Consider the following 23,306-nt stretch of genomic DNA (forward strand, 5'->3'; position numbering starts at 1 on the left):
GCTGCGCCGCGGGCTGCTGCGCGGCCAGGGCGAAGCCATCGCGCTGACGGCCGCGGGCCGCGAGCTCGGCCGCCGTGTCGTGCGCGGGCATCGCCTGTGGGAGACGTATCTCGCCAAGCATTTCCCGCTGCCGGAAGACCACCTGCACGAGCCCGCCCACCGCATGGAGCACTTCCTCGATCGCGACATGCGCGCGCAAATCGAGGCGGAGGTCGAACATCCCGCGACGGACCCCCACGGCCGCCCGATGATTCCACGCGGGCAACCGAAAGAGGATTGAGGATCGAGGATTGAACGCCACCGAGCCGCGACCGTGGTCAGAGCGGCGTGTAAGCGAGCGGCCGCATCGTCCGCGCCATTGGCCGGCTGTCGGTCGAAGCACGGACGTCCGGCGACGAACAAAGTCGCGGGCGGTCCACGCCTTCGCCGGCCACCCCGCTTGACGTCCGCCCGCCCCATCGCATATAGACGCACGTCGATATGCCCGCCGCCCTTACCACCGCGTCGCCGGACGACGAAACGCTCTTCCGGGCCATCAAGGCGCTTGCCGATCCGCACCGGCTGTCTATGATGCGCGCCATCGCCGAAGCCGGCGAAATGGCGTGCGCCGAGCTTGTCGAGCGTTCGCCTCTCTCGCAGGCCACCGTGTCGCATCACCTGAAAATCCTGGTCGAAAGTGAGCTCGTGACGGTGCGCCGCGAGGGGCAGTTCGGGTTTTTTCGATTGAACGGCGCGATCGCAAATCGCGTTCTTTCCGAGGTCGGCGAGATCCTTTCGCCCAAGCGCGCGCGCGGACAGAAAACGCGCGCGGCGAAATAACGAATTTCCTCACCCGCTTCGGCATCGCGTCGCCAAACCGGGCGGAAAGGTTCACTCCGTATGCGGTTTCCCAAAAGCGGCTCGCGCCCCGGCGCGGCCCTTTCGCTTTTTCTCCGGCTCGCCCGCGCGGCGCGGGTTTGTCCGCGCGCGTTCGTGGCGGGAGGGATGATCGCGTCCGCGCTCGCGTTCGCGCCGCCGCTCGTCGCGCAGGAGACCGCGGGCGTTGCGGATGCGCAGCTTACGAATATGACCGTCGATGACGCGGTGGCGATCGCGGTTGCAAACAACGAGTCCGCGGCGATCGCCGACGAAGAGGTCATCAAAACCAAGGCCCTGCTGCTTGAGCGCCGCTCGGCCGCGCTGCCGCACCTGACCGGCGCCGCGGACTACAAATACAACATCTTCGAGCCGACGACGGACATCGACTTTACGGCGTTCAATCCGCTGATGGCGGCGCTCGACCTGCCGCCGATAGAAACCGTCGAGCAGCCGCTCGCCTACAAGCACGAGTGGAATTTCACCCTCACGCTGACGCAGAACCTCTACACCTTCGGCCGCATCGGCAACGCGATTCGCCTCGCGCACGAGTTCGAGGACATCAGCCGGCACCGCGTCGACCTGACGGACGAGGAAATCGCGCTTGCCGCGCGCGCCGCGTTTTTCGACGTGCTTCTCATGCGCGACCTGGTCGTGATTGCCGAGCAGAACGTCAAGCTCTCCGAGGCGCACGTGAACGACGTTCGCCTGAAATTCAAGGCGGGACTGCGCAGCGATTACGACGTCAGCCAGAACGAGGCGGAACTGGCGGAGTCGCAGGCGCAGCGCATCGACGCGGAAAACCGTCTCGATCTTGCTCGCCGGCGCCTGCTGTCGGCGATGGGCCTTTCGCCCGACCGCGAGGTGACCGTCGCGGGCGATTTCGCCGAAAGCGTGCCGCACCCGGCGCTTGGCGAACTGGTGACGGCGGCGCGCGCCGAGCGCGAGGAACTGGCGATCCTTACCATCGAGTCGCAATCGGCGAGAACGCGCGCCAGGCTGTTCGTGGCGGACATGATGCCGTCGCTCTCGGCGAGCACGGAATATCGCTACAACGGCCTGAGCCAGACCGAGGAGGATCGCTTCTGGCCGGTCGAGGACGACTGGAATTCGTTCTGGTACGTCGGCGCCACCGTCTCGTGGCCGATCTTCGACGGGCTTGCGAACTACGGACGCTACAAGCAGGCCCGGGCCGATGAGCGCATCAATCGGCTTCGCGGCGCGCAGTCCGCGCGAGGCGTCGAGCTCGAGGTCACCGAGGCGGTGCGTCGCATCGAGGCGCTCGAACAACAGCTCGCCGCGCGCAAGCAGGCCGCCGAACTGGCCGACCGCGCGTTTCGCCTCGCGGAAGTCCGTTACGACGCCGGGCTCGGCACCACGCTCGAAATGGCCGACGCCAAGGCCGTCTGGACGCGCGCGCGCGTCTCGCTTTTACAAACCCTGCACGAACTGAACGTCAACGGCGCGCGCCTGCGTCGCGCGGTCGGGAGCGATCTGCAATGAAAATCAGGAATCTCGTCATGGTGGGCATCGGCCTTGGCGTCGTCGGCATCGTCGTTTACCGGATGGCCGCGCCCGGCGAGGCGCGGCCGGAGAGCATCGAGGCGATCCAGGAGCGCGAGGGCGTGCCCGTGCGCGCCGAGACGATCGAGCACGAGACGTTCGAACGCTGGGCGACGTTCACCGGGGCGGTCGAAGGCAAGACGCAGGCGGCGATCTACTCGCACGTGCCCGCGCGCGTGCGTTCGGTCGCGAGGCGCCAGGGCGACGAGGTCCGCGCCGGCGCGTCGCTCATCACGCTCGATCCGCTTTCGGCGCAGCAGTCGTTTTCCGCGCTGGCGCAGGCGCGCATCCGCGTGGAGGACGCCCGGCGCATGTACGAGCGCATGAAGCCGCTCTACGAGGCCGGCGCGATCAGCCGCGAGGAGTTCGACCAGGCCAAAAGCGCGTTTGACGCCGCGCAAGCGGGGCTGACCGACGCCTCGCACTCGATGAATCTCACGACGCCAATCGCCGGGACGGTGACGGATATGCGCGTCACCGAGGGGGACCGCGTCGAGCCCGGGGCGACGCTCGCGCTTGTCGCCGATCTTTCCGGCCGCAAGGTGGTGCTCGACGTGGCGCAGGGCGACGTGGTGGATCTCGAGGAAGGGCAGATCGCGCGCATCGAACCGGCCGGCGCGCCCGACAAGATCGCCGAGGGCGTTGTGGAGCGCATCAGCCTGTCCGCCGATCCGAATACGCGGCTTTTCCGCGTGGAGGTGAAAGTCGAGGCCGCGCCGTTCTTGCGGCCCGGCACGCTCGCCCGCGTGCGCGTGCGGACGCTGCACCGCGACGAGGCGCTCTCCGTGCCGATCGAGGCGGTGACGCGCGAGGACGACGGCGCGTCGGTGTTTGTCGTCACGGCGGATAACAAAGCCGAACGAAAAACGGTGACGACCGGCGCGGGCAACGGAAAGCGCTGGCTTGTCACGCAGGGGCTTGCCGCCGGCGATCGCGTCGTCAGCTTCGGGCAAAATCGCCTCTCCGACGGGCGGCTCGTCCGGATCGTCGACGACGCGAAATTCGCCGGCGACGCTCCCGCGCCCGCCGAAACCGCCGCGCCCGCCGACTCCGCCGGCGAGGGGACGGACTGATGTTTCTCGCGCGGCTCGCCGTCGATCGCCCCGTCCTCGCGACGGTCATCATCCTTTCGCTTGTCGTGTTCGGCGCGTTTTCGTTCGTGCAGTTAAGCCAGGAACTGCGCCCGAAGGTCGAATTCCCGAACATTGTCGTGACGACGGTTTACCCGGGCGCGGGTCCGCGCGAGGTGGAGACGCAGGTCACCGAAAAGCTCGAGGACGAGCTCGGCACCGTGGCCGGCCTCAACAAGATGGAGTCGCAGAGCCTCGAGAACCTCTCGCTCATCCAGCTCGAGTTCGAGCTCGACGTGGATATCAACGTCGCCGCGACGGACGTGAAGGACGCCGTCGATCTGGCGTTGCTCGAGCTGCCGCGCGACGTCGAGCCGCCGGTCGTGCAGCAGTTCAACCTCTCCGACCTGCCGATCCTGAACGTCGCCGTGTATTCCGATCGTCCGCTGCGCGAGACGACGCATCTGGCCGACACGCGCATCAAGGACGTCATCTCCCGCGTGGAGGGCGTCTCGAAGGTCGAGATCATCGGCGGCCTGGAGCGCGAGATCCTCGTCGCCGCGTACGAGGACCGCCTGCGCGCGTTCGGGCTGGAAATCGCGGATCTTGTCGAAGCGGTGCGCCGCGAGAATCTGAATTTCCCCGCCGGCCGCGTCACGCGCGACGTGGGCGAATACGCCCTGCGCATGGTGGGCGAATTTTCCGATATCGAGTCGATCCGCCGCCTGCGCATCGTCACGCCCGGCGGCGCGACGATCGAACTGAAGGATGTCGCCGACGTGCGCGACGCGTTCGAGGAGCCGCGCGAGCTGGCGCGTTTCCAGACGCGGCCCGCCGTTTCGATTCAGGTGATGAAAAAGGACGACGCCAACACCGTCGCCGTTTCCGACGGCGTGCGCCGCGCGGTGGAACGCCTGAAGCCGTGGCTCGAACGCGAGGCCCTGTCCGCGTCGATCGCCAACGACACCGCCAAATACGTTCGCGACGCGGTAAACGACGCGCTGCAGAACATCATCATCGGCATCGTGCTCACGTCGCTGCTTCTCTACCTCTTCCTGCACGACCTTCGCTCGACGTTCATCGTCGCGCTCGTCATGCCCGCGAGCGTCGTCGCGACGTTTTCGCTGATGTACTTCGCCGATTTCACGATCAACACCATCACGCTGATGGCGCTTGGCATCTGCATCGGCATTCTCGTCACGAACTCCATCGTCGTGCTCGAGAACATCAACAACAAGATCGCCAAGGGTCTCGCGGCGCGCGAGGCGGCGATCGAGGGAACCGGCGAGATCGCGGTGGCCGTCCTCGCGAGTACGATGACGAACATCGTCGTCTTCACGCCCATCGCGTTCATGAAGGGCATCATCGGCCGGTTCTTCTATCAGTTCGGCCTCACCGTCGTGTTCGCGACGCTCGTCTCGCTGCTCATCTCCTTCACGCTCACGCCGATGCTGGCGAATCTCTTCCTGAAGCGACGCGCGTCGGGCGGCGTGGAGCACGAGCACAAGGCGCTGCCCGCGCTCGCGCGATTCGACGCCGCATGGGATCGTTTTTACGAGAATCTCGCGAGCGACTATCGCCGCTCGCTCGCCTGGTGCCTGCGTCATCGCAAGACCGTCTCCGCCGCGACCACCCTGGTTTTCGCGGGGGGCATCTTCGTCTTCACGCAGGTCGGCGCGGAGTTCTTCCCGCGCGGCGACGAGGGCATCGTCGTCATCTCCGCGAAGCTGCCGCCCGGCACGAGCCTTTCCGAGACCAGCCGCACGCTCGCGCGCATCGCCGCGCGCGTGGAGGACCTCCCCGAAGTCGACACGATCCTCGAGGAAATCGGCGGCCTGGGGCGAAGCGTCAACGAAGGAAACGTGACGATCAACCTGATCGACATCGAGCGGCGCGAACGATCGACCAACGAGATCGCCGACGCGGTGCGCCCGCGCCTTTCCGATATCCCCGCCGCGGAGATTCAGATTTCCACGTCCGGCGGCGGCGGCGGGCGATGGTCGCCGATCGACGTCGAGATCACGGGGCCCGATCTTGATGTCATCCGCGGCATGGCCGACGAGGTTTCGGCGATCGCGCGAGGCATCCCCGGCGTCATCGACGTCAATTCGACCTACGAGTCCGGCAAGCCCGAGCTTTCGTTCGTTCCCGACCGCGCGCGCATGGCCGTAAGCGACGTCTCCGCGGCGCAAATCGCCGCCACGCTCCGCACGGGTTTCGTCGGCGAGGAGGTCACGTTTTACCGCGAGGCGGGCGAGGATTACGACATCCGCGTGCAGCTTGCCGAATCCGAGCGCGACATGCTCGAAAATTTCGCGACGCGCATGGTGAAAACGAAAGAGGGCTACGCGCCGCTCGCGGAGCTCGGCACGGTGCGTTTCGCAAGCTCGGAACTCAAGATCGAACGCAAGGACAAGCAACGCATCGTGCATGTGCTCGGCAACGTTTCGGGCATCACCACCGGCGAGGCGAACGAAAAGCTCGACGCAGCGATCAAGCAGAGCATCACGCCGCCGACAGGATACGAGCTTTCCTACGGCGGCGAGGCCGAGTCCATGGCGAAGGAATTTGCCTACATCTTCCAGGCGCTCATCCTCGCGATCCTTTTGACCTATCTCGTGCTCGCCGCGATTCTCGAGGACTTCACGCACCCGTTCACCATCATGCTGACGCTGCCGCTTGGGCTCATCGGGGTCGCGCTCGCGCTTTTCATCGGCAAGGTGTCGATCAACCTCATGAGCCTCATGGCGATCGTCATGCTTGTCGGCATCGTCGTGAACAACGCGATCCTGATCCTCGATTACGTCAAGCAGCTTCGCGTCGACGGGTGGGCCATCGCCGACGCCGTCATCGAGGCGTCCGCGACGCGCCTTCGGCCGATCATCATGACCAACCTCGCGATCGCGATCTCCGTCGCGCCGCAGGCGTTGACGGGCGCCGGCGCGGAATTCCGCCGCGCGCTCGCCGTCGTCACCATGGGCGGCGTGCTGGTGAGCGCCGTGTTCACGCTCTTCCTCATCCCGACGATCTACTCGGCCTTCGACCGCTTCGCGATCAAACCGAAGGTCGAACCCGCAAAGGGGGAGATAGCGACGCCGGTCCCGGCCGCGCAACCGACCGCGTAGGGAGTCACGTATGAGCGACAATAAAACGGACGCGGATTTTCTCGTCGTACAATTTTTGATTCCGGTAATTGACCGTAACGGCATCGCTTACGAGCAATCGGTGTTCATGGAGGTCCGCGAGGACCTTGAAAACGGGCTCGGGGGCTGGACGCTTACATCCGAAGGTCCAACGCCTGGAGCATGGCGAAATCCCGATTCGGGGAAGATCGAACATGACGATTCCTGGCGATACGAGGTCGGGATTCCTCGATCGCGTCTTGCCGAATTCGATGCGTAGCTTGCGAATCTTGCGTACCGAATCGGCCAGAAAGCCCTTTGGCGCGTCGCGTACGTCGAAGGGGCGGGCAAAGTCGTGTACGCGAAAGAACCCAGACAATAGCGACGCCTCTCGTTGGTTGACAAATGGATAGCAATCGATAGTATGAAAAACACGATTCGACGCGGGAGGCCGGCATGAAATACAAATTGCTGAATGGTGAATTGCTCGACATGTCAGACCTGCCGCCGGAAGACATGGGTTTTCTTTTTGATCTGATGCGAAGCTCCGCGGATGGCGAGGACTACCGGGCTTTGGCGTATCGCGTCAGCACAAGCGGCGCCTATCCACTCAAGGGGAGCCCGCGCGTAACAACCGAGGTTCACAACACAATTCTGTATCGGGTCGCCGAGGACATCGCGGATCGGGCGGCCATTCGACAGGGCGCGATGCGTCCCGATCCGAAATCGGAGCCCGTCGCCACCGAAGGCATCGTCAGCGTGACCGAGGCCGCGGAAAAGCTCGGCATCACGCGCTCGGCGGTCATCAAGGCCGCGCAGTCCGGGCGCATCCGCGGCAAAAAGATCGGCCACACGTGGGCGCTGCTCACGCGCAGCGTCGAGACGTACAAAGTCGCCGCGCATCGCGTCGAAGCGGGCCGCGCCGCTCATCGATAAGCCTTTCGTCGCTTGGGCCGGCGTCGCTTTCGCGCGGCGACGTCCCGCCGATCAGCGCAACCGGCGCGCCACCGCCTCAATCGCGCGCAAGCCGCTTCCGAATCGCGCCATCGACTCCCGGTGACGTTCGAGTTCGCTGTACGGAAGAAATCGGACGTCCAGCTCACGAACATGTTGGAACGCGGGCCGCATGAGCTGCATGCGCACGGCGTCCTGGCGGTCGTCCGGCGCCACCAGGAAAAGGCCCCGCGCCGCTTCGCTCGCGGGGCCGAGGGCAAGATCGAGCATGCGGACGATTCCCGAATGAATCGAGGTGGTGTGCTCCACCTCGAACGCCGCGGCGACGGTGTCGGATCCGCGCTCCAGGTAGAGAACGTCGATGAGACGGATGGACTCCACGGCCAGGCGTCCCGGCAACTCGGCAAGGCACCGCTCGCCAAGACGGCCGCCGTCGAACTCGCGGCCGCGATCGTTTGACGCGATCCATACGTCAAACCCCAGGGCGATCCCAAGATCGCGCAGCCATCCCTGGATCTCGGTATGCGTTCGATCGCTTTGGCTCGCGGCGGCGAGCCGCTTTTCGTTATTCGCGCTTTCGGCCTTGACGTCCGCCAGATCCTGTTCCCACGCCGCGCGCGCCGCGGCATCGCCGTCGCGGGGAGGCGCGGCGTAGCGGCGACTTCCGATATCGAACAGCAGCCCGCCGATCGCGCCCAGGTCGTTCGACAGCAGTCCGCGGTGCGTTTCGTTCAGGCGCAGGATGCCCTCGCGCATCGCCAGATATTCCTCCCAACTTCCCAGCTTGACGCGCGCCCCCGTCAGCGCATTGTAGCCGTTGACGATCGCGGTATTGAAAGGCGGCATCGTGGTCGGATGAAGAAAATACAAGAGATTGGCGGCCGCCGGCCCGAGCCCCTTGATGCGCCGGCTATCGAGATGCCGGATCGCGCGCACCAGGGCGTCGCCGCCCGAACAGCAGGCGCACGTATTCAGGAAAGCGCCGAAAGCGTGTTGGTTGTCCAGGTTCTCGTAGATATCGGGAATCCGCAGCTTGGGTTTCCACAAAAAGGCGTGATCCGCCCCCTTGAAGATCTGCCGCTGCTCGGCGATCGACCCGACGACCGTCTCCAGGGACGACCCCTTGTAGGCCGCGCCGAACGTCCCGGCCTCGATTTCCTGCGTCACCTGGGCGAGTCCCCGGCGGATGGAGCGGAAGTTCTTGATCCGCTCTTCCCACAGGAACCAACTCCGGTACGTACCGCCGGGGTCTTCCCGCCAGCGGGCGATAAGTGTTCTCAGGGCCGACTCGTCCATGGTGAATCCCCAGGCCGTGGCGCACTCGCAATGTTGTACGGCTCACAAACTAATCGTTCCTGTAGGTTGAAGACAAGATCGCGTCTCCCCGATCGGGCGAATTTGGGCGCGCCGATTTCGTAAGCCTCCTTTTGATTCGTGACGCGATTTCAAACGTCGTGCATTTCCTCTATAATCCGGCGTCGATCTTTCGGAGGGCGATCCATTGCGATACTCGATCATTGCGCTCGTAGCGGTGGTGTGCATGGGGGTTGCGGGTACGGCGACGGCCGGCAGTCCCGGCGCGACTCCGGACTACCTGCATCTTTCCTGGTTGCACGATCCCGCGACGACGATGACCGTCATGTGGCGGACGAACACCGGCATCACGGCGTCGGTCGTTCAATATGGTCTCACGAATTCCTACGGCTCCGAGCAAACCGGCGCGTACGCGCTGCTTCCCGAGGGCCGCGGCAACAGCCACACGGTCGAGCTGACCGGTCTTGCCCCGAACACGACGTACCACTACCGCGTCGGCGACGGCGGATCGAACTGGGATTCGGACCGCACCTTCCGCACCGCGCCGGACGACGTGTGCGAGCCGTTCCGTTTCATGGCGATGGGCGATTCGCGCAGCTCGACCGGCGACGGCGCGTCGATCTACTGGTCCACCGTCTTCGACGCGGCCACCGACGAAACGCCCCTGTTCGTCATTTTCAACGGCGACGCCATCGCCGAGGGCGACAAGCAGGAGGACGGCTGGGAGCAGTGGTTTGAAAACGCCGAATCCGATCTGCGTACGCAGCCCATGATGATGGCCTGGGGCAACCACGAGGATCGCGGCGGAAGCGCCTTCCTGGACAATTTCGCCATGCCGGTCAACGACGTGACGAGCGCGGAAGACTTCTACGATTTCCAGGTCGGGCCGGTGCATTTCTTCGCGCTCGATACGGAACACGGCGTGCCGCAATATCAGTCGCAGGCGGCCTGGATGGGCGACAAGCTCGCGGCGACGGACGCCGTCTGGACACTCGCCTACCAACATCGCCCGACGTATTCGTCCGGCACGACGCACGGCTCCGAGGATGACTGCCAGGACTTCTTCGAGCCCGTCTTCGACCTGTACGAGCTGGACATCAACATCGGCAGTCACGACCACATCTACGAACGCACCAAGCCGATCCGTAACGGCAGCCCGATCGCCGGCGAGGACTATTCGCGCGGCACGATGTACCTGGTGACGGGCGGGGCGGGCGCGTTCGTGAATCCGATCCTGAACATCTTCAACAATTTCTACCTGAAGGGCATCGGCGCGACGCACTACATCATGTTCGATGTGGAATTCAACCGCGTTACGCTGACGGCCAAGAGCGAGATCGGCGTCGTGTACGACACGATAACGCTCGAAAAGCCGGAACTCGGTTTCCCGACGGCGGACATCGCGGCCGTGGCGGGCCCGGTCAACGTGGGCGACACGGTACATTTCGACGGTTCCTTGTCGTCGGATCCTTGCGGCAATCTCATCGATTACGCGTGGGACTACGGCGACGGCGACACCGGAAGCGGCCCGAACGTACAGCACGTGTATAGCGAAGACGGGCTGATGACCGTGACGCTCACGGTGATGGACACCGACGGCAACTACGACAGCACCTCGATCGTGCTGGATGTTCAGCCGGCGCCGGTGGACGACGACGCCGCGGACGACGACGCGGTGGACGATGACGCCGTTGACGACGATGCGGTGGACGATGACGCGGTGGACGATGACGCCGTTGACGACGATGCCCTCGACGATGACGCCGTTGACGACGATGCCCTCGACGATGACGCCGCCGACGACGATGCCCTCGACGCTGACGCTGACGATGATGACGACGCGTCGGATGACGACGATATGTCCGACGACGACGGGGTCGACGACGACTTTGCGGGCGACGACGATTCGGCGCCCGTGCCCGGAGGCGATGACGACGACGATGGCGGCGGAGGTTGCGGCTGCTGACACCGGACTTCGCGTAAAAAAGCCGAACGCCCGCGAGCCAAGGGGACCGCGGGCGTTCGTTTGTTCCGTGCCGGCGAAAAAAACCCTTGCAATTTCAGGGGAAAGTGCGTAACTATCCAGCAAATTGGCTTGATCTAAATCAAATGCGTCACTTTGACAGGAGGAACGGAACGTGCGGACACCCACAATGTTCTTTGCGGCAGTGATGGTTCTCGTCGCGGCGGCCGGCGCCTTCGCGGACGAGAATTTCGACGCGGAACTCTATTTCGACAGCCCCTCGGCAATTGTCCCGGACACCGAATATCTCTTCGAATTCTCGGTCGAGAACTACAGCCCGGTACCGACGACGGCCGGCGTGGCCAACAACTGGATTTCGGACGTCGAGATTTTCATGCCGAGCGCGGACTACATGCCCAACGTGGTCAGCCTGGACTCCCCGGATGCCCTTCACCCGGCCGACGGCGAGTGGCAGGTTTCCTACGGCATGGACGTTGACGGCACCTACTACATCCGCTGGATGTTCGTGGCGCACGGCTCCGCGGCGGTGATCGGCGACATCCACGAGGGCGAGTTGCTTGGCTTCGAATTCACCGCGACGACGGATTCCGCGGCGACGGACGGCTTCGACTACACGCTGATCAACGATGTCGGCGACTCCATCGACGGCACGGCCTATATCGGCGGAGCGGACGACGACGCCGACGACGATGACATGGACGACGATGCTGACGACGACGACGCCTCGGATGACGACGATGCCTTTGACGACGACGATGCGTCCGATGACGACGATGCCGACGACGCGGCGGACGACGATGGCGGCGACGATGACGACGACGACGACGATGGTGGGTGCGGCTGCGGCTGCTGATCCGAACCTGAGAAACGAATCGAAAGGGCGGCGCGAATGCGCCGCCCTTTTTCTTCGCCCGGATTCCCCAAGCACGTCGCGCGGCGTGACGCGCCGTTCAATTGGATTGGAATCGGGATGGGGATTCGCACTCCATCCTCAATCCTCGATCTTCAATCCTCCAGACTTTTGAGTTGCCCGCAGGCCGCCAGGATATCCTGCCCGCGGCTTCGCCGCACGACGCAATTGATCTTCGCGTCGAGCAAGGTGCGCTGAAACGAGCGCAGGCGCGTCTCGGGCGTCGGGCGGTACGGGCAGCCCTCCCAGGGATTGAAGCAGATCAGATTCACGTGCGCCTTCAGCGGCGCCATCAGGCGGCGAAGCGCGGCGGCGTCCTCGGGCCCATCGTTCACCCCGTCGAGCATGACGTATTCGTAGGTGATGCGTTGCCGGTGGCGCAGCGGGTAGTCGCGGCACGCCTGGATGAGCGCATCGAGCGGGTATTTTCGGTTGATCGGCATGATGGCCGTGCGCGTCGCGTCGTCCGCGGCATGCAGCGAAATCGCCAGGGACGCGGCCGTGTCCGCGCCGAGCTTGCGGATCATCGGCACGACGCCCGCGGTCGAGATCGTCACCCGGCGCGCGGAGAAATTCGGCCCCATCTCGTCGATCAGCACGTTGGCCGCGTCGACGGTGGCGTCGTAATTGTAGAGCGGCTCGCCCATGCCCATGAAAACGACGTTGGTGACGGGCCGGTCAAATCCACCGTGCCGCCCCGCCGCGAGCGCCTGCTCCACGATCTCGCCCGCGGTCAGATTGCGCTCGCGGCGCATGGTCCCCGTCCGGCAGAATCGGCACGTCAGTGAACACCCCACCTGCGTGCTGACGCAGACGGTCAGCCGCCTCGTCTCGGGGATGACGACCGTTTCGACGAGCGCGCCGTCGGAAAATTCAAGCAGCAATTTCACCGTGCCGTCAGCGGCCTCGTGCCGGCGCGCCAGCCGCGCGCGGTCGATCGAAAACATCGCGGCCAGTTCGGATCGGCGCGCGGCCCTCACGTCCGTCATGTCGGAAAAGGCCGCCGCGTCGCGCTTGTAGAGCCAGCGGAAAATCTGGTCGGCGCGATACGGCCGATCGCCGATCTCGCGCAGCCGCTCGGTCAGGCGATCGCGCGGCAGCCCGAGGATCGGGGTGCGCCCAGGCGTAATGGCCGCTCGGGGAGTGCCTGGCGCGTTATCGATTTTCGCGGCGTCGGTCATGCTCATTTATCGTGTCCGGCCGGCGCCGGCGATCGTGAGGCTTGGGTTCTGGCGCGGTGGCGCCCAAACAAAAAGGCCGACTTCAGGCGGCCGCGTGTATTATAGCGCGAATGTCGGCCTTGCCGTTAGCCCCTGAATCGATCCGATGCGCACTCCGGCGGGACCGGCGCGCGGCGTCTTTTGCCGCCGTCTTGACTCTGGCGGCATTACTCCTTGCCGGCTGCAAGGACTCCTACGATCACGTCGAGGCGGTCGATACCGTCAATGGCGAGCCGCCGTTTTTTCTGCGCAGTGCCGCCGAGCGCGAGATCGACGAGACGGTCGCCGACCTGGCGCGCCGCGCCGGCGCGCCGGCGCTTTCCCCGGACATGAATCTGCACGCCGCGGCGCGCAATGTTGCGCTTGTCGTGCGCGAGTCCGATCCCGACAAAATCCCCGATCTGGACGGCGACGTCGTCAAGCAGGCGATGACGAGCATGGGTGTTGCCGACAACGCGTTCCGCTCGCTTGTTTTCAACATCCGCCGTCCCGGCGACGCACGAACGCCGCTGGATGCCAACTTTCGCGCCGAACTCGAAAACGGCCGCAATACCCATTTCGGCGTCGGCGCGGCGCGCGTTTTGTGGCCGCCGATGTACGTGGTCGCGGTCCTGCTTACGCGCAGGGGCGTCGATCTCGATCCGTTCCCCACCCAGGTGGACGCCGGATCGACGCATCCGCTGAAAGGGCGGCTACTCGTAGGCGGCGACCGGCTCGAGATTCACGTGGTCGGCGGTCGGGACGATGAGGTTTACGGCCCCGCGGTCGGCATCGGCGGGTATTTCGAGCAGGAAATCGCGTTCGATCGCGCCGGCCCCTACAACGTGGAGGTCGTCGTCACCACCTGGCAGGGGCCGGAGGTCGCCGCGCTTTTTGACGTCGCGGCGCGGGGCGGCGGCGACGCGGCCGCCGCGCCAAAACGCCTTGCGCGCGTGTCCGTGAAAACGGCCGACGCGGCGGTCGCGCGGACGTTGGAACTCGTCAACGAGGCGAGGAAAAACGCGGATCTTTCACCGGTTTCGCCCGATGCGCGCCTTTCCCGCCTGGCGTTCGAATACGCGCGCGAGATCGCCCGCACCGGCCTTGTCGCGCACGTTTCCCCGGCGACAGGCGATGCCGGCGACCGTGCGGAGCGCGCGGGCATCGACTATCGCCGCATCACCGAAAATCTCGGCGTCGATCAGAGCGTCGAGGATATCCACGAAGGGCTGATGCGCTCGCCGGCGCACCGCCGGAACATCCTCGACCCCCAGGTCGATCTCGTGGGAATCGGGGCCGTTCTGGCCGGCGGACAGATCTATATCGTTCAGAATTTCGCCCGTTTGGCGCCAGACTAGGCCGTCGGGCCGTATTTTCTCGCGAATTTCCGCCTTTGAACCGATGGAAGCGATGAGGCGAGAAACGGGAGGATCTTCCCGCGCGCCAGGGATTGCGGCAAAGTCTATGCAAATCTGGTATTTGTCGTTTGAAAAGGGCGCGTTCGGTACGATCCGGGGCGTCCGATGGTAAGACTAACGGTTGCGTCGAAGAGGTTGCTGTCGATGGTTGCGGAGCCCTCGGATGAACAACACCGGATCCTGCTCGTCGACGACGAAACGGAAAACCTCGATCTGCTGGCGTCCACGCTTCGCCGCGGAAACGTGCTGTTCAAGGCCGGGTCCGGCGAGGAAGCGTTGCGGATCGTGGAGCGCGAGCGCGTGCACATGGTCATCACCGACCAGCGCATGCCGGGCATCACCGGCACGGAGCTGCTCGAGATCCTGCGCCGGCGCGACGAGCACGTCATCCGCGTCCTGATCACCGGATACGCCGATATGAAGGTCGCCGTCGACGCCATCAATCGCGGCGGCGTGCATCGCTACGTCAGCAAGCCGTGGGATCCGGCGGAATTGCGCTCCATCGTGGCAAGCGAGTTGGCGCGGTACGATCTTGAAGAGCGCGCCAAGCGCTTGACGGACGAGCTCATCGACAAGAACTCCGAACTCGAGGAGTTGAACCGGCGCCTCAAGGAACAAAAGGCCGAAGTCGAGCGGCTGGCGCTGGAATACAAGGAGCAAAAGGAGATTGCCATCAACATGGGCGAGCGCCTCGCGAACACGAACGCCGAGTTGCTGGGCGCCCAGGAAGAGATCAAGCAGAAAAACGTCAAGCTCGAAGCCGCGAACAAGAAGCTCGAACGCCTCTCGATCACCGACGGACTCACGGGATTTTACAACAAGCGGCACATGCACCAGCTTCTCGAGTCGGAAATGGGCCGCGCCAAGCGATACGAGCTGAACCTTTCGATCCTGATGGTCGACCTGGACACCTTCAAGCAAGTCAACGACACGCACGGGCATCTGTTCGGCGACGCGGTCCTTCGGCGCGTGACCGAATCCATCCGCCGCAACATCCGCGAAACGGACTGGCCGACGCGCTACGGCGGCGACGAGTTCGTCATCATCCTGCCGCACACGGGCATCGATCGCGCGCTCTATCTGGCGCGCCGTATCCACGCCGATATCCGCTCGCTGCAGCTCGCGACGCCGACCGAGGAGATCGTCACGCCGACGGTGTCGATCGGCATCGCACATTTCACGCACGAAACGGCGCTGGACCGCGACGGCTTGATCTCCCTGGCGGACAAGGCGCTTTATCAGGCCAAGCAGGAAGGCCGAAACCGCATCGTCGTCGCGTCGTAGCCTCATGTCGAACCGCGTCGTCCAGTTTTTCGAAAGGCGTTTCAATGTCGCGATGGCGGCCGCGGCGCTGCTGCCATCGACCGCGATGCTCGTTTTCGCGATGGCGGTCGCGCACGCCGTCGCCGGGGGCTTGACCGCCGAACTGACCGGCATCCTCGCGGGGGCGTGGCTGATCGCGGCGGTCGCGGGAGGGTCGGTCGCGTGGTTCGTCGGGCGCGGCATTCAGCGCGATTTCGAGACGCTCTCGAACGCCGCCGCCGATCTGGCGCGCGGGGCGGCGACCTCGCCGCCGCCGAATCTGACGCACACGGGGTTCCTCAAGATGGAAAACGCCATCAAGGAACTCGGCCGCGTCGTCGACGACAAAAGCAACGTGCTCGCGGAGCAGCTCCGCACGAAGTTCGGCTCCGAGTTATCCGAAGAAAAGCGCCGCTTCGAGGCGTTCCTGCGCGGCATCGGCGACTCGGTGACGATCGTCGATCCGGAATTCCGCATCATCTACGTCAACGACACGGTGAAAAAAATCTTCGGCGAGATCTCCGGAGAGTTTTGCTACAAGGCGTTCGAACACAAAAACGAGGTTTGCGGCGGATGCCCGGTCAAGAAATCCTTCGAAACCGGCGATGTCGAGATGAGCCTGCGCCGCGTGTATTCCCGGGACGACAAATTGCTCTACATGGAAAACACGGGTAGCCCGATCCGCGACGAGAAGGGGCGGATCGTCGCGGGCATCGAATTGGCGCGAGACGTGACGCAGCGCATCCGGCTTGAGCGCAATATCGAGATCCGCACCCGAGAGCTCGCGAGCGCCAACGAGGAGCTGCACGTCGCGAACAAGCAGCTTCAAGGCGCGTACGAGGAGCTTCAGGCGACGCAATCCGCCCTGTTCCAGTCCGAGAAGATGGCGTCGCTCGGCGTACTGGTCGCGGGCGTCGCGCATGAGATCAATAACCCGATCAATTTCGTGTACGGATCGATGTCGATCCTCGAGGAAAACATCCGCGGTCTTCTTTCCCTGATTACCTCGCTTGAGGGCATGCCGCTGCCGGACGATTCCAAAAAGCAGCTCGCCGAATTGAAGTCGGAAATGGATTTCGACTACGTCAAGGACGATCTGGCGCGGATCGTGAAAAACGTTTCGACCGGCGCGCAGCGTATCAAGGCGATCGTGCAGAACCTTCGCACGTTTTCCCGCGTCGATTCGAGCGAAAACGGCGATGTGGATATCCACGAGGGCATCGACAGCACGCTCGAAATTCTCGGCCACGAGCTCAAGAACCGCATCCGCGTCGAGAAGGATTACGGCAACGTGCCCAAGTTGATCGGCAACCCGGGCAAGATCAACCAGGTCTTCATGAACGTGCTTCATAACGCCGTCCAGGCGATCGAGGGCGAGGGCGTCATTTCGATTCGCACCTTCGTCGAGAACAACATGGCGGTGGCGATCATCAGCGATACCGGCGCCGGCATCGCGCCCGACGCGCTCGGCAAGATCTTCGATCCGTTTTTCACCACCAAGCGCGTGGGCGAGGGTACGGGACTTGGCCTGTCGATCAGTTACAGTATCATTCAGGATCACGGCGGGCGGCTTACCGCCGAGAGCGCCGTCGGCGAGGGCACCCGGTTCCGTATCGAGCTTCCGTTGCGGCGTCAGGTCGCGCGCACCGAGGACAAGCTGGCATCATGATTCGAAAGATTCTGTGGCACCCGGACCCCCGCCTGCGCGAGGTCTGCAAGCCCGTCGAGGCGTTCGACGACGAACTGCGCCAACTCGTGCGCGACATGTCCGAAACCATGTACGCCGCGCCCGGCATCGGCCTGGCCGCCTCGCAGATCGGCCAGATGCGCCGCGTGTTCGTGATCGACGTGCGTGAGGACGACCCGACCGGCGAGCCGAGGCTGCGCGTTTTCGTCAATCCCCGGATCGTCGAAACGCGCGGCGAGGTCACCTGGGAAGAGGGCTGCCTGTCGATTCCGGAGATGCGCGAGGAAGTGCGCCGCCCGGCGTTTGTCACCGTGCGCGCGTTTGACGAGGAAGGCTCCGAATTCACGCTCGAGGCCGAGGGCTTGCTTGCGGTCGCCATCCAGCACGAGAACGACCATCTGAACGGCGTGCTCTTTTTCGATCATCTGTCGCCCCTCAAACGCAAGCTCGCGCTTAAAAAATACATGCGCGCGCTGGAGCGCGGCGAACTCACAACCGGCGGCGACCCCTCCGAGGTCTGCCGAAAGGTGGAGGCGTAGGCCGGCGCGGCCCGCGCGGCCGGCCGGTCCCGACGATCGCGTGCACGAAATCTCGTTTGCCAACGACCTCGCCCTTCTTCTCGATCATACCTATTGGATCCGAATCGCCGCGTCGCTCGCCTGCGGTGCGGCGATCGGATTCGAGCGCGAATACCGCAAAAAGGCCGCCGGGCTGCGTACGCACATGGCGATCGCGCTCGGTGCCGCCATCTTCGCCTCGACCTCGACCCTGATCGGCGACATCCACGGCACCGCCGTTGATCCCTACCGCATCACGGCGCAGATCGTCACCGGCATCGGATTTCTGGGCGCGGGCGTCATCATCCACGTCGGTGCGAACGTGAAGGGTTTGACGACCGCCGCGACGATCTGGGTGACTGCGGCCGTCGGCACGCTGGTGGGAATCGGTTATCCGCTGACGGGTTTTGCGCTCACGCTCGCGACCGTCGTCATGCTCGTCGCGTTCGACCGGCTGGAAAAGGCGCTTCTTCGCAACGGCGACCAGCCGCGGTTGCCGCTTGACGAGAGCGGCCCGTCTGGCAGCACGCCGGCGAGTCCGTAACGCGGCGGCCGGCCCGCGATACCATCAGCGCCGGACCGGCGCTTTCCCATTCTAATACGGGTCGCAGATACCGTCGCACACGTCGATGGCTTCCCCGAATTCCAGGAAGTGCTTCACCTGCTCCAGCGCGTGGTCCAGGAAGACCATGTCGCTGTGCGCTCCGTTGTCGCTCATGGGCGGCTCGTTCGTTTCCGGCGGCGGATCGGCAAGCACCTGGTCGACGAGGTAGTACTGCACGAACGACGGCTCGGCCGTCGGCGCGACGATCGTCGGCACGCCCGGCACGTCGTAGACCGGCGGCATCATGTGCGAAAGGCCCATCGTGCGCGCCAGCATCTCCGTCGTCATGTTCGGGACCTGCGAATCGCCGATCGACTCCTGCACCAGCACCGCGCGATCAAGCGGCGCGTCCGGAAGCGGGTTCTTGAACAGCAGCGGCGAAAGCGTGTTCGGATCCGACAGATCGAAACGGGTCTGGATGAACGAAATGCCGACCTGCTGCACGAGCGGATCGGGAATCGTCAGGTCGAGATACAGCTTGATCACGGGCCAGTTCGACGAGCGCGGAATCATGTTGAACCACACGCACCCGGGCACGGCGAGCACCGCGCGCTCGATGCGGTCGGAAATCGCGGTGAACGAGCTGCCCTGGATGCCGCCGAGCGAAACGCCGTAGTAATACACGCGCGACTCGTCGATGAGCGGATACGCCTCGCCCCAGATCGCCGCGTCTTGCGCGAAACCGCCAATCGTCAACTCCGTCAGCGCCAGGTTGTTGACGAGCGACTGTTGCAGCCGGTCGGTGACGAGCGTGATGCGGTTAAAGTCCGGGATAACCTCGTCGATGATCAAGTCGAGGTCGCCCGACGACAGGCCGATCCAGTCGGTCGCCACCATGACGACGCCGGTTTCCCCCACGAGCGGCTGAATCTTGTTCGCGATACCGCCGGTCGAAAGATAACCGCGCCCGTTGCCGAACAACCCGTGCCCGAAAATGACAAGCGGAACAGGCTGCCCTTCGGTGACGGCCTTTTTTGAAATCAGCAGCGTGTACGGAAACGACATGTTCGCCTGGCGGATCGGGTGGTGTTCCGCGTCGTATTCGATCTCGTTGTCCGCGTTCAGAAAGGTCGGCACCTCGAACGTGCCCTCGACAAGGCGCGCCAGGTGCTCGTTCGGGTCGGCGAGATTCTTCGTGATCGTGTACGACGGTATCGCGCTTGCCAGCTCGTCGAGCGCGTCATCGCGCATCGAAAGCACCGAGCCTTGCAGGTAATCGTCGCTCGCGACCATGAAATCGAAGGCCAGCAACAGATTTTCCCGCGCATACCCGTGCGTGCCCAGGAACGTGAAGATGTCCTCGTAGCGGTCGCGCGCGTCCTCGACGCGGCTGCTCGTCGTTTCCACGCCGTCGCGCAGCGCGGCGAACGCGAGTGGAGATTCGAAAGACGCGCCGTCCGTGTCGCGCAGCACGTCCGTCAGCACCACGACATGCCGCGCCCCGGTCTGCATCGACTCCAGCGGCCGGATGATGAGCGCATAGCGATTCGGGAAAAGCTGTTTGCGGTTCATGTCCATTTCCGACATGAACATCACGCGCTCGCCGGTCTCCATATTGAACACCGCCAGCGCGTTTTGCGGATGCAGCGACTCCTCAAGCTCGTCCTGTCGCGTCAGGAAGTCGTCGCGCACGTCGCGCGCGAAGTGAAGAAGGATCGGCCCCGCGGGCGACGCGCCGTCCGCGGAATTCGTGGGCGCCAGATCGAAATCCGGATACTTCGCTCCCCACACCGACGAGTTGGCCGGGTAGGCCATTTTCCATCCCGTCTCGGTGCTCGCGTCCTCGACCTGATAGAATGAGGACGGGTAGGGCAACATGCACTCGCCGCTCGTGGCGAACGGATTGCACTCCGCGGGGATATTCAGATCGATCGGTCCGCCGCTGTCATCGTCTCCAGTATCGTCGTCGCCGGTGTCGTCGTCTCCCGTGTCGTCGTCGCCGGTGTCGTCATCGCCCGTGTCATCGTCGCCCGTATCGTCGTCGCCCGTATCGTCATCACCCGTGTCATCGTCGCCGGTGTCGTCGTCGCTCGTATCGTCGTCGGATGCGTCATCATCCGCCGTATCATCGTCACCCAGGCGCGGCAGATCGCCGAACTCGCCGCCGTCGCCGCCGTCGTGTTTCATCGAGTCGGCGCATGAGCAACCGCCGCCCACAAGGGCGATCAGGGCGACAAGAACAAAAACGAGCGCTATCGGCGAAAGACGCTGCAAATCCATGGTCCAATCCCCCATTCCCGGGCGCCGCCGCATGCGGCGAATCGACACGAATCGTTGACGGGTGCGGAATATAGGCGAATGAGGCGGCGGATTCAAACATCCGGCGGAAAAATATCGTTGAATGGCGAGAATATTCGCATATTTCTATGCAGCCACCGTTGACAAAAAGACGAAATTTCGGGAAAATTACCGGCCTTTTTCAGGAAGCACGATCGGCCGCCCGGCCGCGACGCATCGCTTCTCACAATAATTCGGAGGACAGCATGGGACGAGCCGGATTCGGGAGCCTGGTCTTGGTGTGCGCGCTTTTCGCGTTCGCCGCTTTCGCGCACGCGGACGACTTTTCGCCGCGGCACGCGAGCGCCTTGATTGCGAACGCCCTGGAGTTCGGTTCGATCGACAAGGACACGGCGGCGGTTTACGAGGCCTGGGCGTGGTTCGCGCCGGATCGGCTTCCCGCCGAGTACCGCCGCGCCGCCGCGTTTGACGACACGCATCTTTGCGGCACGCCGGTCATCACGCGGCTGCGCGGCATGATCGACGGCCTCGCTCCGTGGGCGGCGAATGAGATCCGCGACGTGGTTCCCGGCGTGACGGCGCCCGCCAATCCGAAGGCGCCCGAAACGCCGGCCGCGGCGGCGTTGACCGATTTCGGGCAGGCCGAGATTCTTCCCAACGTCCACTACACAGAACATTTCGCGATCCGCTGGGGCAACAACTTCAGTTGGAGCGGCATGGATGTGTCCGCCGCCGAGTTCGGCGCCATCCTCGAGTTCGTCTGGCAATCCGAGGTCGTCGACATGGGTTATCCGCCCGCGTTCGCCTCGAACAAATATTTCACCGATGTCTACGTCGGAAATTCCGGCAATGGCGCGCCGGGCATCAGCTTTCAGGGCGCCTACACGACGATCTACGACGCCTGGCCGACGACGATGTCCTACATCGTGATCCACCAGGACATCTTCACCTGGGATGCGGCCGTCGAGGAAATCGCGGCGCACGAATTTTTCCACGTCATGCAGTTCACCATCGGACTGAATGGCTGTTGGGAGCACATGTTCGGCGACGGATCGGACTGGGGCGTCGAGGCGTCCGCGGTCTGGGCGGAAGACGAGGTTTACGACGACAACAACTCCTACGTCGGCTTCGTCAACTACCACTTCGCGAACCTCACGCACGTCACGCTGATGTCGTTCGTCAACGGCGGTTACGACCAGTATTCGCGCGGGATTTTCTGGAAGTACCTCTCCGAATTTTGGGGCGGCCGCGTCGGCGTCCACACGATCTGGAACGAATGCCACTTTGATCTATGGGATTCGGTCGGCGAATACCTCGAGGACCAGGGCACGACGGATCGCGACGCGTTCGTCGATTTCGCGCTGCGCAGCCTGTTTGCCGATTTCGAGGAAGGCAGCTTCTACGACGGCGTGCCGAATCACATGTCCGCAAATGCCTATCCGTTCAATCAAAGCCCCCAGCAGCGCCTGCCGCAAAACTTCGGAGTGAATTTCGTACGCTTCCGTCCGGATCAAAGCTCGCGGCTCAACATCCGCTTCGAGGGAGACGAAACGATCTACTCGCGCACGATTGACTGGCGCCTCCTTCTCGTGAAGGTGCGCGCGAACGACACCTTTGAAACGGAAGACATGCCCAAGATCGACGGCGTAACCGCCGAGGCGACGATCGACGGATTCGGCGACGAGTGGTCGACGATCTACCTCATCGTCGCGCCGCTGACGAACCTCGTCGCCGCGAGCTCGCCGGGCGCGGACTATCGCGTGAAGGCGACCGAGGACGACGATCCCTTCCCGGTCGGCGACGACGATGACGATGACGACGACGCGACGGATGACGACGACGATGACGATGACGACGACGACGTGAACGACGATGACGACGACAACGCGGGCAATGTCGATTGCTCCGACCTGCTCGCCATCGTTTACAATCAGTGCGGCTCCGCGTTCATGGATGGCGGCGACGCGCTCACCGGTGAGGACGCCTACCAGATGTGCCTGGCCGGCTCCGGCCCGTGGGAGTGCCTGGATGCCTGTCGCGACGCCGCCGGCGGTTGCGCCGAATTCGCTGACTGCGCCGAGTCCGAGTGCGGCGTCGCCGTCGGAAGCGAGTCCGATAAGGACACCGGCGACGATGACGACGATGACGACGACGGTGGCGCCTGCGGCTGCTGATCGGAGCGAGGCGTCGTTTGCGGCACCGACTTTGCGGCAACGACGGGCTTCGTCATCGTCACGCGCCTGATTGAAAAAACGAACCGCGAGAGCCTGCCCCGAGCGAGAGCGAAGGATCAGGGAGCGGGTCGAAAACGCCAAAGGGCCGCGCCATACGGCGCGGCCCTTTTTACGCCCGGCCCGTCCGCCCGTTGACGAGAATCGCGCGTGGCCTATGTTCGTAGCGAAAGTAGAAGTCCTGTTCATAAGCGATCGTAGATGTCCGGTGTGTTGACGACCGGCGGAGCCGGTCGTTGGGTTTGGTTCCGACGCCCCAAAGGCGTCGGACTCCTTTGATGGACTTGGCGGCCCGAAG

At 64.1% G+C, this 23,306-nt stretch carries 18 protein-coding genes; 15 read left to right on the forward strand and 3 right to left on the reverse strand.

Annotated features, from left to right (window positions below; all coding sequences use genetic code 11):
- From K8I61_14370 to K8I61_14400, 7 genes are all read left to right on the forward strand, one after another.
- Positions 1–280, forward strand: a 280-nt coding sequence (locus K8I61_14370) for a hypothetical protein (protein ID MBZ0273219.1), incomplete at its 5' end; no start/stop codon positions are given.
- Between the two features lie 200 nt (positions 281–480).
- The gene (locus K8I61_14375) at positions 481–819 is read left to right on the forward strand and encodes a metalloregulator ArsR/SmtB family transcription factor (protein MBZ0273220.1); all 339 of its coding nucleotides are present in this window, start codon (positions 481–483) and stop codon (positions 817–819) included.
- A gap of 60 nt (positions 820–879) precedes the next feature.
- Positions 880–2,358 carry a TolC family protein gene (locus K8I61_14380; protein ID MBZ0273221.1) on the forward strand — a complete coding sequence of 493 codons (1,479 nt, stop codon included), beginning with the start codon at positions 880–882 and terminating at the stop codon, positions 2,356–2,358.
- Positions 2,355–3,491, forward strand: a complete 1,137-nt coding sequence (locus K8I61_14385) for an efflux RND transporter periplasmic adaptor subunit (protein MBZ0273222.1) — start codon at positions 2,355–2,357, stop codon at positions 3,489–3,491. The genes K8I61_14380 and K8I61_14385 overlap by 4 nt, the downstream gene beginning before the upstream one ends.
- The gene (locus K8I61_14390) at positions 3,491–6,613 is read left to right on the forward strand and encodes an efflux RND transporter permease subunit (protein MBZ0273223.1); all 3,123 of its coding nucleotides are present in this window, start codon (positions 3,491–3,493) and stop codon (positions 6,611–6,613) included. The genes K8I61_14385 and K8I61_14390 overlap by 1 nt, the downstream gene beginning before the upstream one ends.
- Positions 6,614–6,623: 10 nt before the next feature.
- Entirely contained in the window at positions 6,624–6,890 is a 267-nt protein-coding gene (locus K8I61_14395) for a hypothetical protein (protein MBZ0273224.1), read from the forward strand.
- Between the two features lie 176 nt (positions 6,891–7,066).
- Positions 7,067–7,546: a helix-turn-helix domain-containing protein gene (locus K8I61_14400; protein MBZ0273225.1), complete on the forward strand. Its 480-nt coding sequence runs from the start codon at positions 7,067–7,069 to the stop codon at positions 7,544–7,546.
- Between the two features lie 51 nt (positions 7,547–7,597).
- Here K8I61_14400 and K8I61_14405 read toward each other — a convergent pair whose 3' ends face one another.
- On the reverse strand, positions 7,598–8,860 hold the full coding sequence (locus K8I61_14405) for a type II restriction endonuclease (GenBank protein MBZ0273226.1): 1,263 nt from the start codon (positions 8,858–8,860) through the stop codon (positions 7,598–7,600).
- 205 nt (positions 8,861–9,065) lie between these two features.
- Here K8I61_14405 and K8I61_14410 point away from each other — a divergent pair, with 205 nt between their 5' ends.
- Together K8I61_14410 and K8I61_14415 are read left to right on the forward strand one after the other, a co-directional pair.
- Positions 9,066–10,844 (forward strand): fibronectin type III domain-containing protein, encoded by a 1,779-nt coding sequence (locus K8I61_14410; protein ID MBZ0273227.1) that lies wholly within the window; start codon positions 9,066–9,068, stop codon positions 10,842–10,844.
- A 172-nt stretch (positions 10,845–11,016) separates the two neighbouring features.
- Positions 11,017–11,715 (forward strand): hypothetical protein, encoded by a 699-nt coding sequence (locus K8I61_14415; protein MBZ0273228.1) that lies wholly within the window; start codon positions 11,017–11,019, stop codon positions 11,713–11,715.
- A 152-nt stretch (positions 11,716–11,867) separates the two neighbouring features.
- Here K8I61_14415 and rlmN read toward each other — a convergent pair whose 3' ends face one another.
- Complete coding sequence (gene rlmN, locus K8I61_14420) at positions 11,868–12,959, reverse strand: 23S rRNA (adenine(2503)-C(2))-methyltransferase RlmN (protein ID MBZ0273229.1); 1,092 nt, start codon at positions 12,957–12,959, stop codon at positions 11,868–11,870.
- A gap of 185 nt (positions 12,960–13,144) precedes the next feature.
- Between rlmN and K8I61_14425 the strand changes: the two genes are divergently transcribed.
- From K8I61_14425 to K8I61_14445, 5 genes are all read left to right on the forward strand, one after another.
- A complete protein-coding gene (locus K8I61_14425) occupies positions 13,145–14,329 on the forward strand; it encodes a CAP domain-containing protein (GenBank protein MBZ0273230.1) in 1,185 nt (394 codons plus the stop codon).
- A gap of 204 nt (positions 14,330–14,533) precedes the next feature.
- Positions 14,534–15,673 (forward strand): diguanylate cyclase, encoded by a 1,140-nt coding sequence (locus K8I61_14430; protein MBZ0273231.1) that lies wholly within the window; start codon positions 14,534–14,536, stop codon positions 15,671–15,673.
- A 4-nt stretch (positions 15,674–15,677) separates the two neighbouring features.
- Entirely contained in the window at positions 15,678–17,360 is a 1,683-nt protein-coding gene (locus K8I61_14435; protein MBZ0273232.1) for a PAS domain S-box protein, read from the forward strand.
- Positions 17,357–17,917: a peptide deformylase gene (gene def / locus K8I61_14440; protein ID MBZ0273233.1), complete on the forward strand. Its 561-nt coding sequence runs from the start codon at positions 17,357–17,359 to the stop codon at positions 17,915–17,917. Before K8I61_14435 ends, def begins: the two co-directional genes overlap by 4 nt.
- 40 nt (positions 17,918–17,957) lie before the next feature.
- Positions 17,958–18,479: an MgtC/SapB family protein gene (locus tag K8I61_14445; protein ID MBZ0273234.1), complete on the forward strand. Its 522-nt coding sequence runs from the start codon at positions 17,958–17,960 to the stop codon at positions 18,477–18,479.
- A gap of 51 nt (positions 18,480–18,530) precedes the next feature.
- Here the strand turns inward: K8I61_14445 and K8I61_14450 are convergent, their stop codons facing one another.
- Positions 18,531–20,759, reverse strand: coding sequence for a hypothetical protein (locus K8I61_14450; protein MBZ0273235.1), 2,229 nt, complete (start codon positions 20,757–20,759; stop codon positions 18,531–18,533).
- 263 nt (positions 20,760–21,022) lie between these two features.
- On the opposite strand from K8I61_14450, the gene K8I61_14455 reads away from it, so the two are divergent.
- Entirely contained in the window at positions 21,023–22,951 is a 1,929-nt protein-coding gene (locus tag K8I61_14455) for a DUF6055 domain-containing protein (protein MBZ0273236.1), read from the forward strand.
- The last annotated feature ends 355 nt before the right edge of the window (positions 22,952–23,306 follow it).

The organism is bacterium, from assembly GCA_019912885.1.
Lineage (GTDB): Bacteria > Lernaellota > Lernaellaia > JACKCT01 > JACKCT01 > JAIOHV01.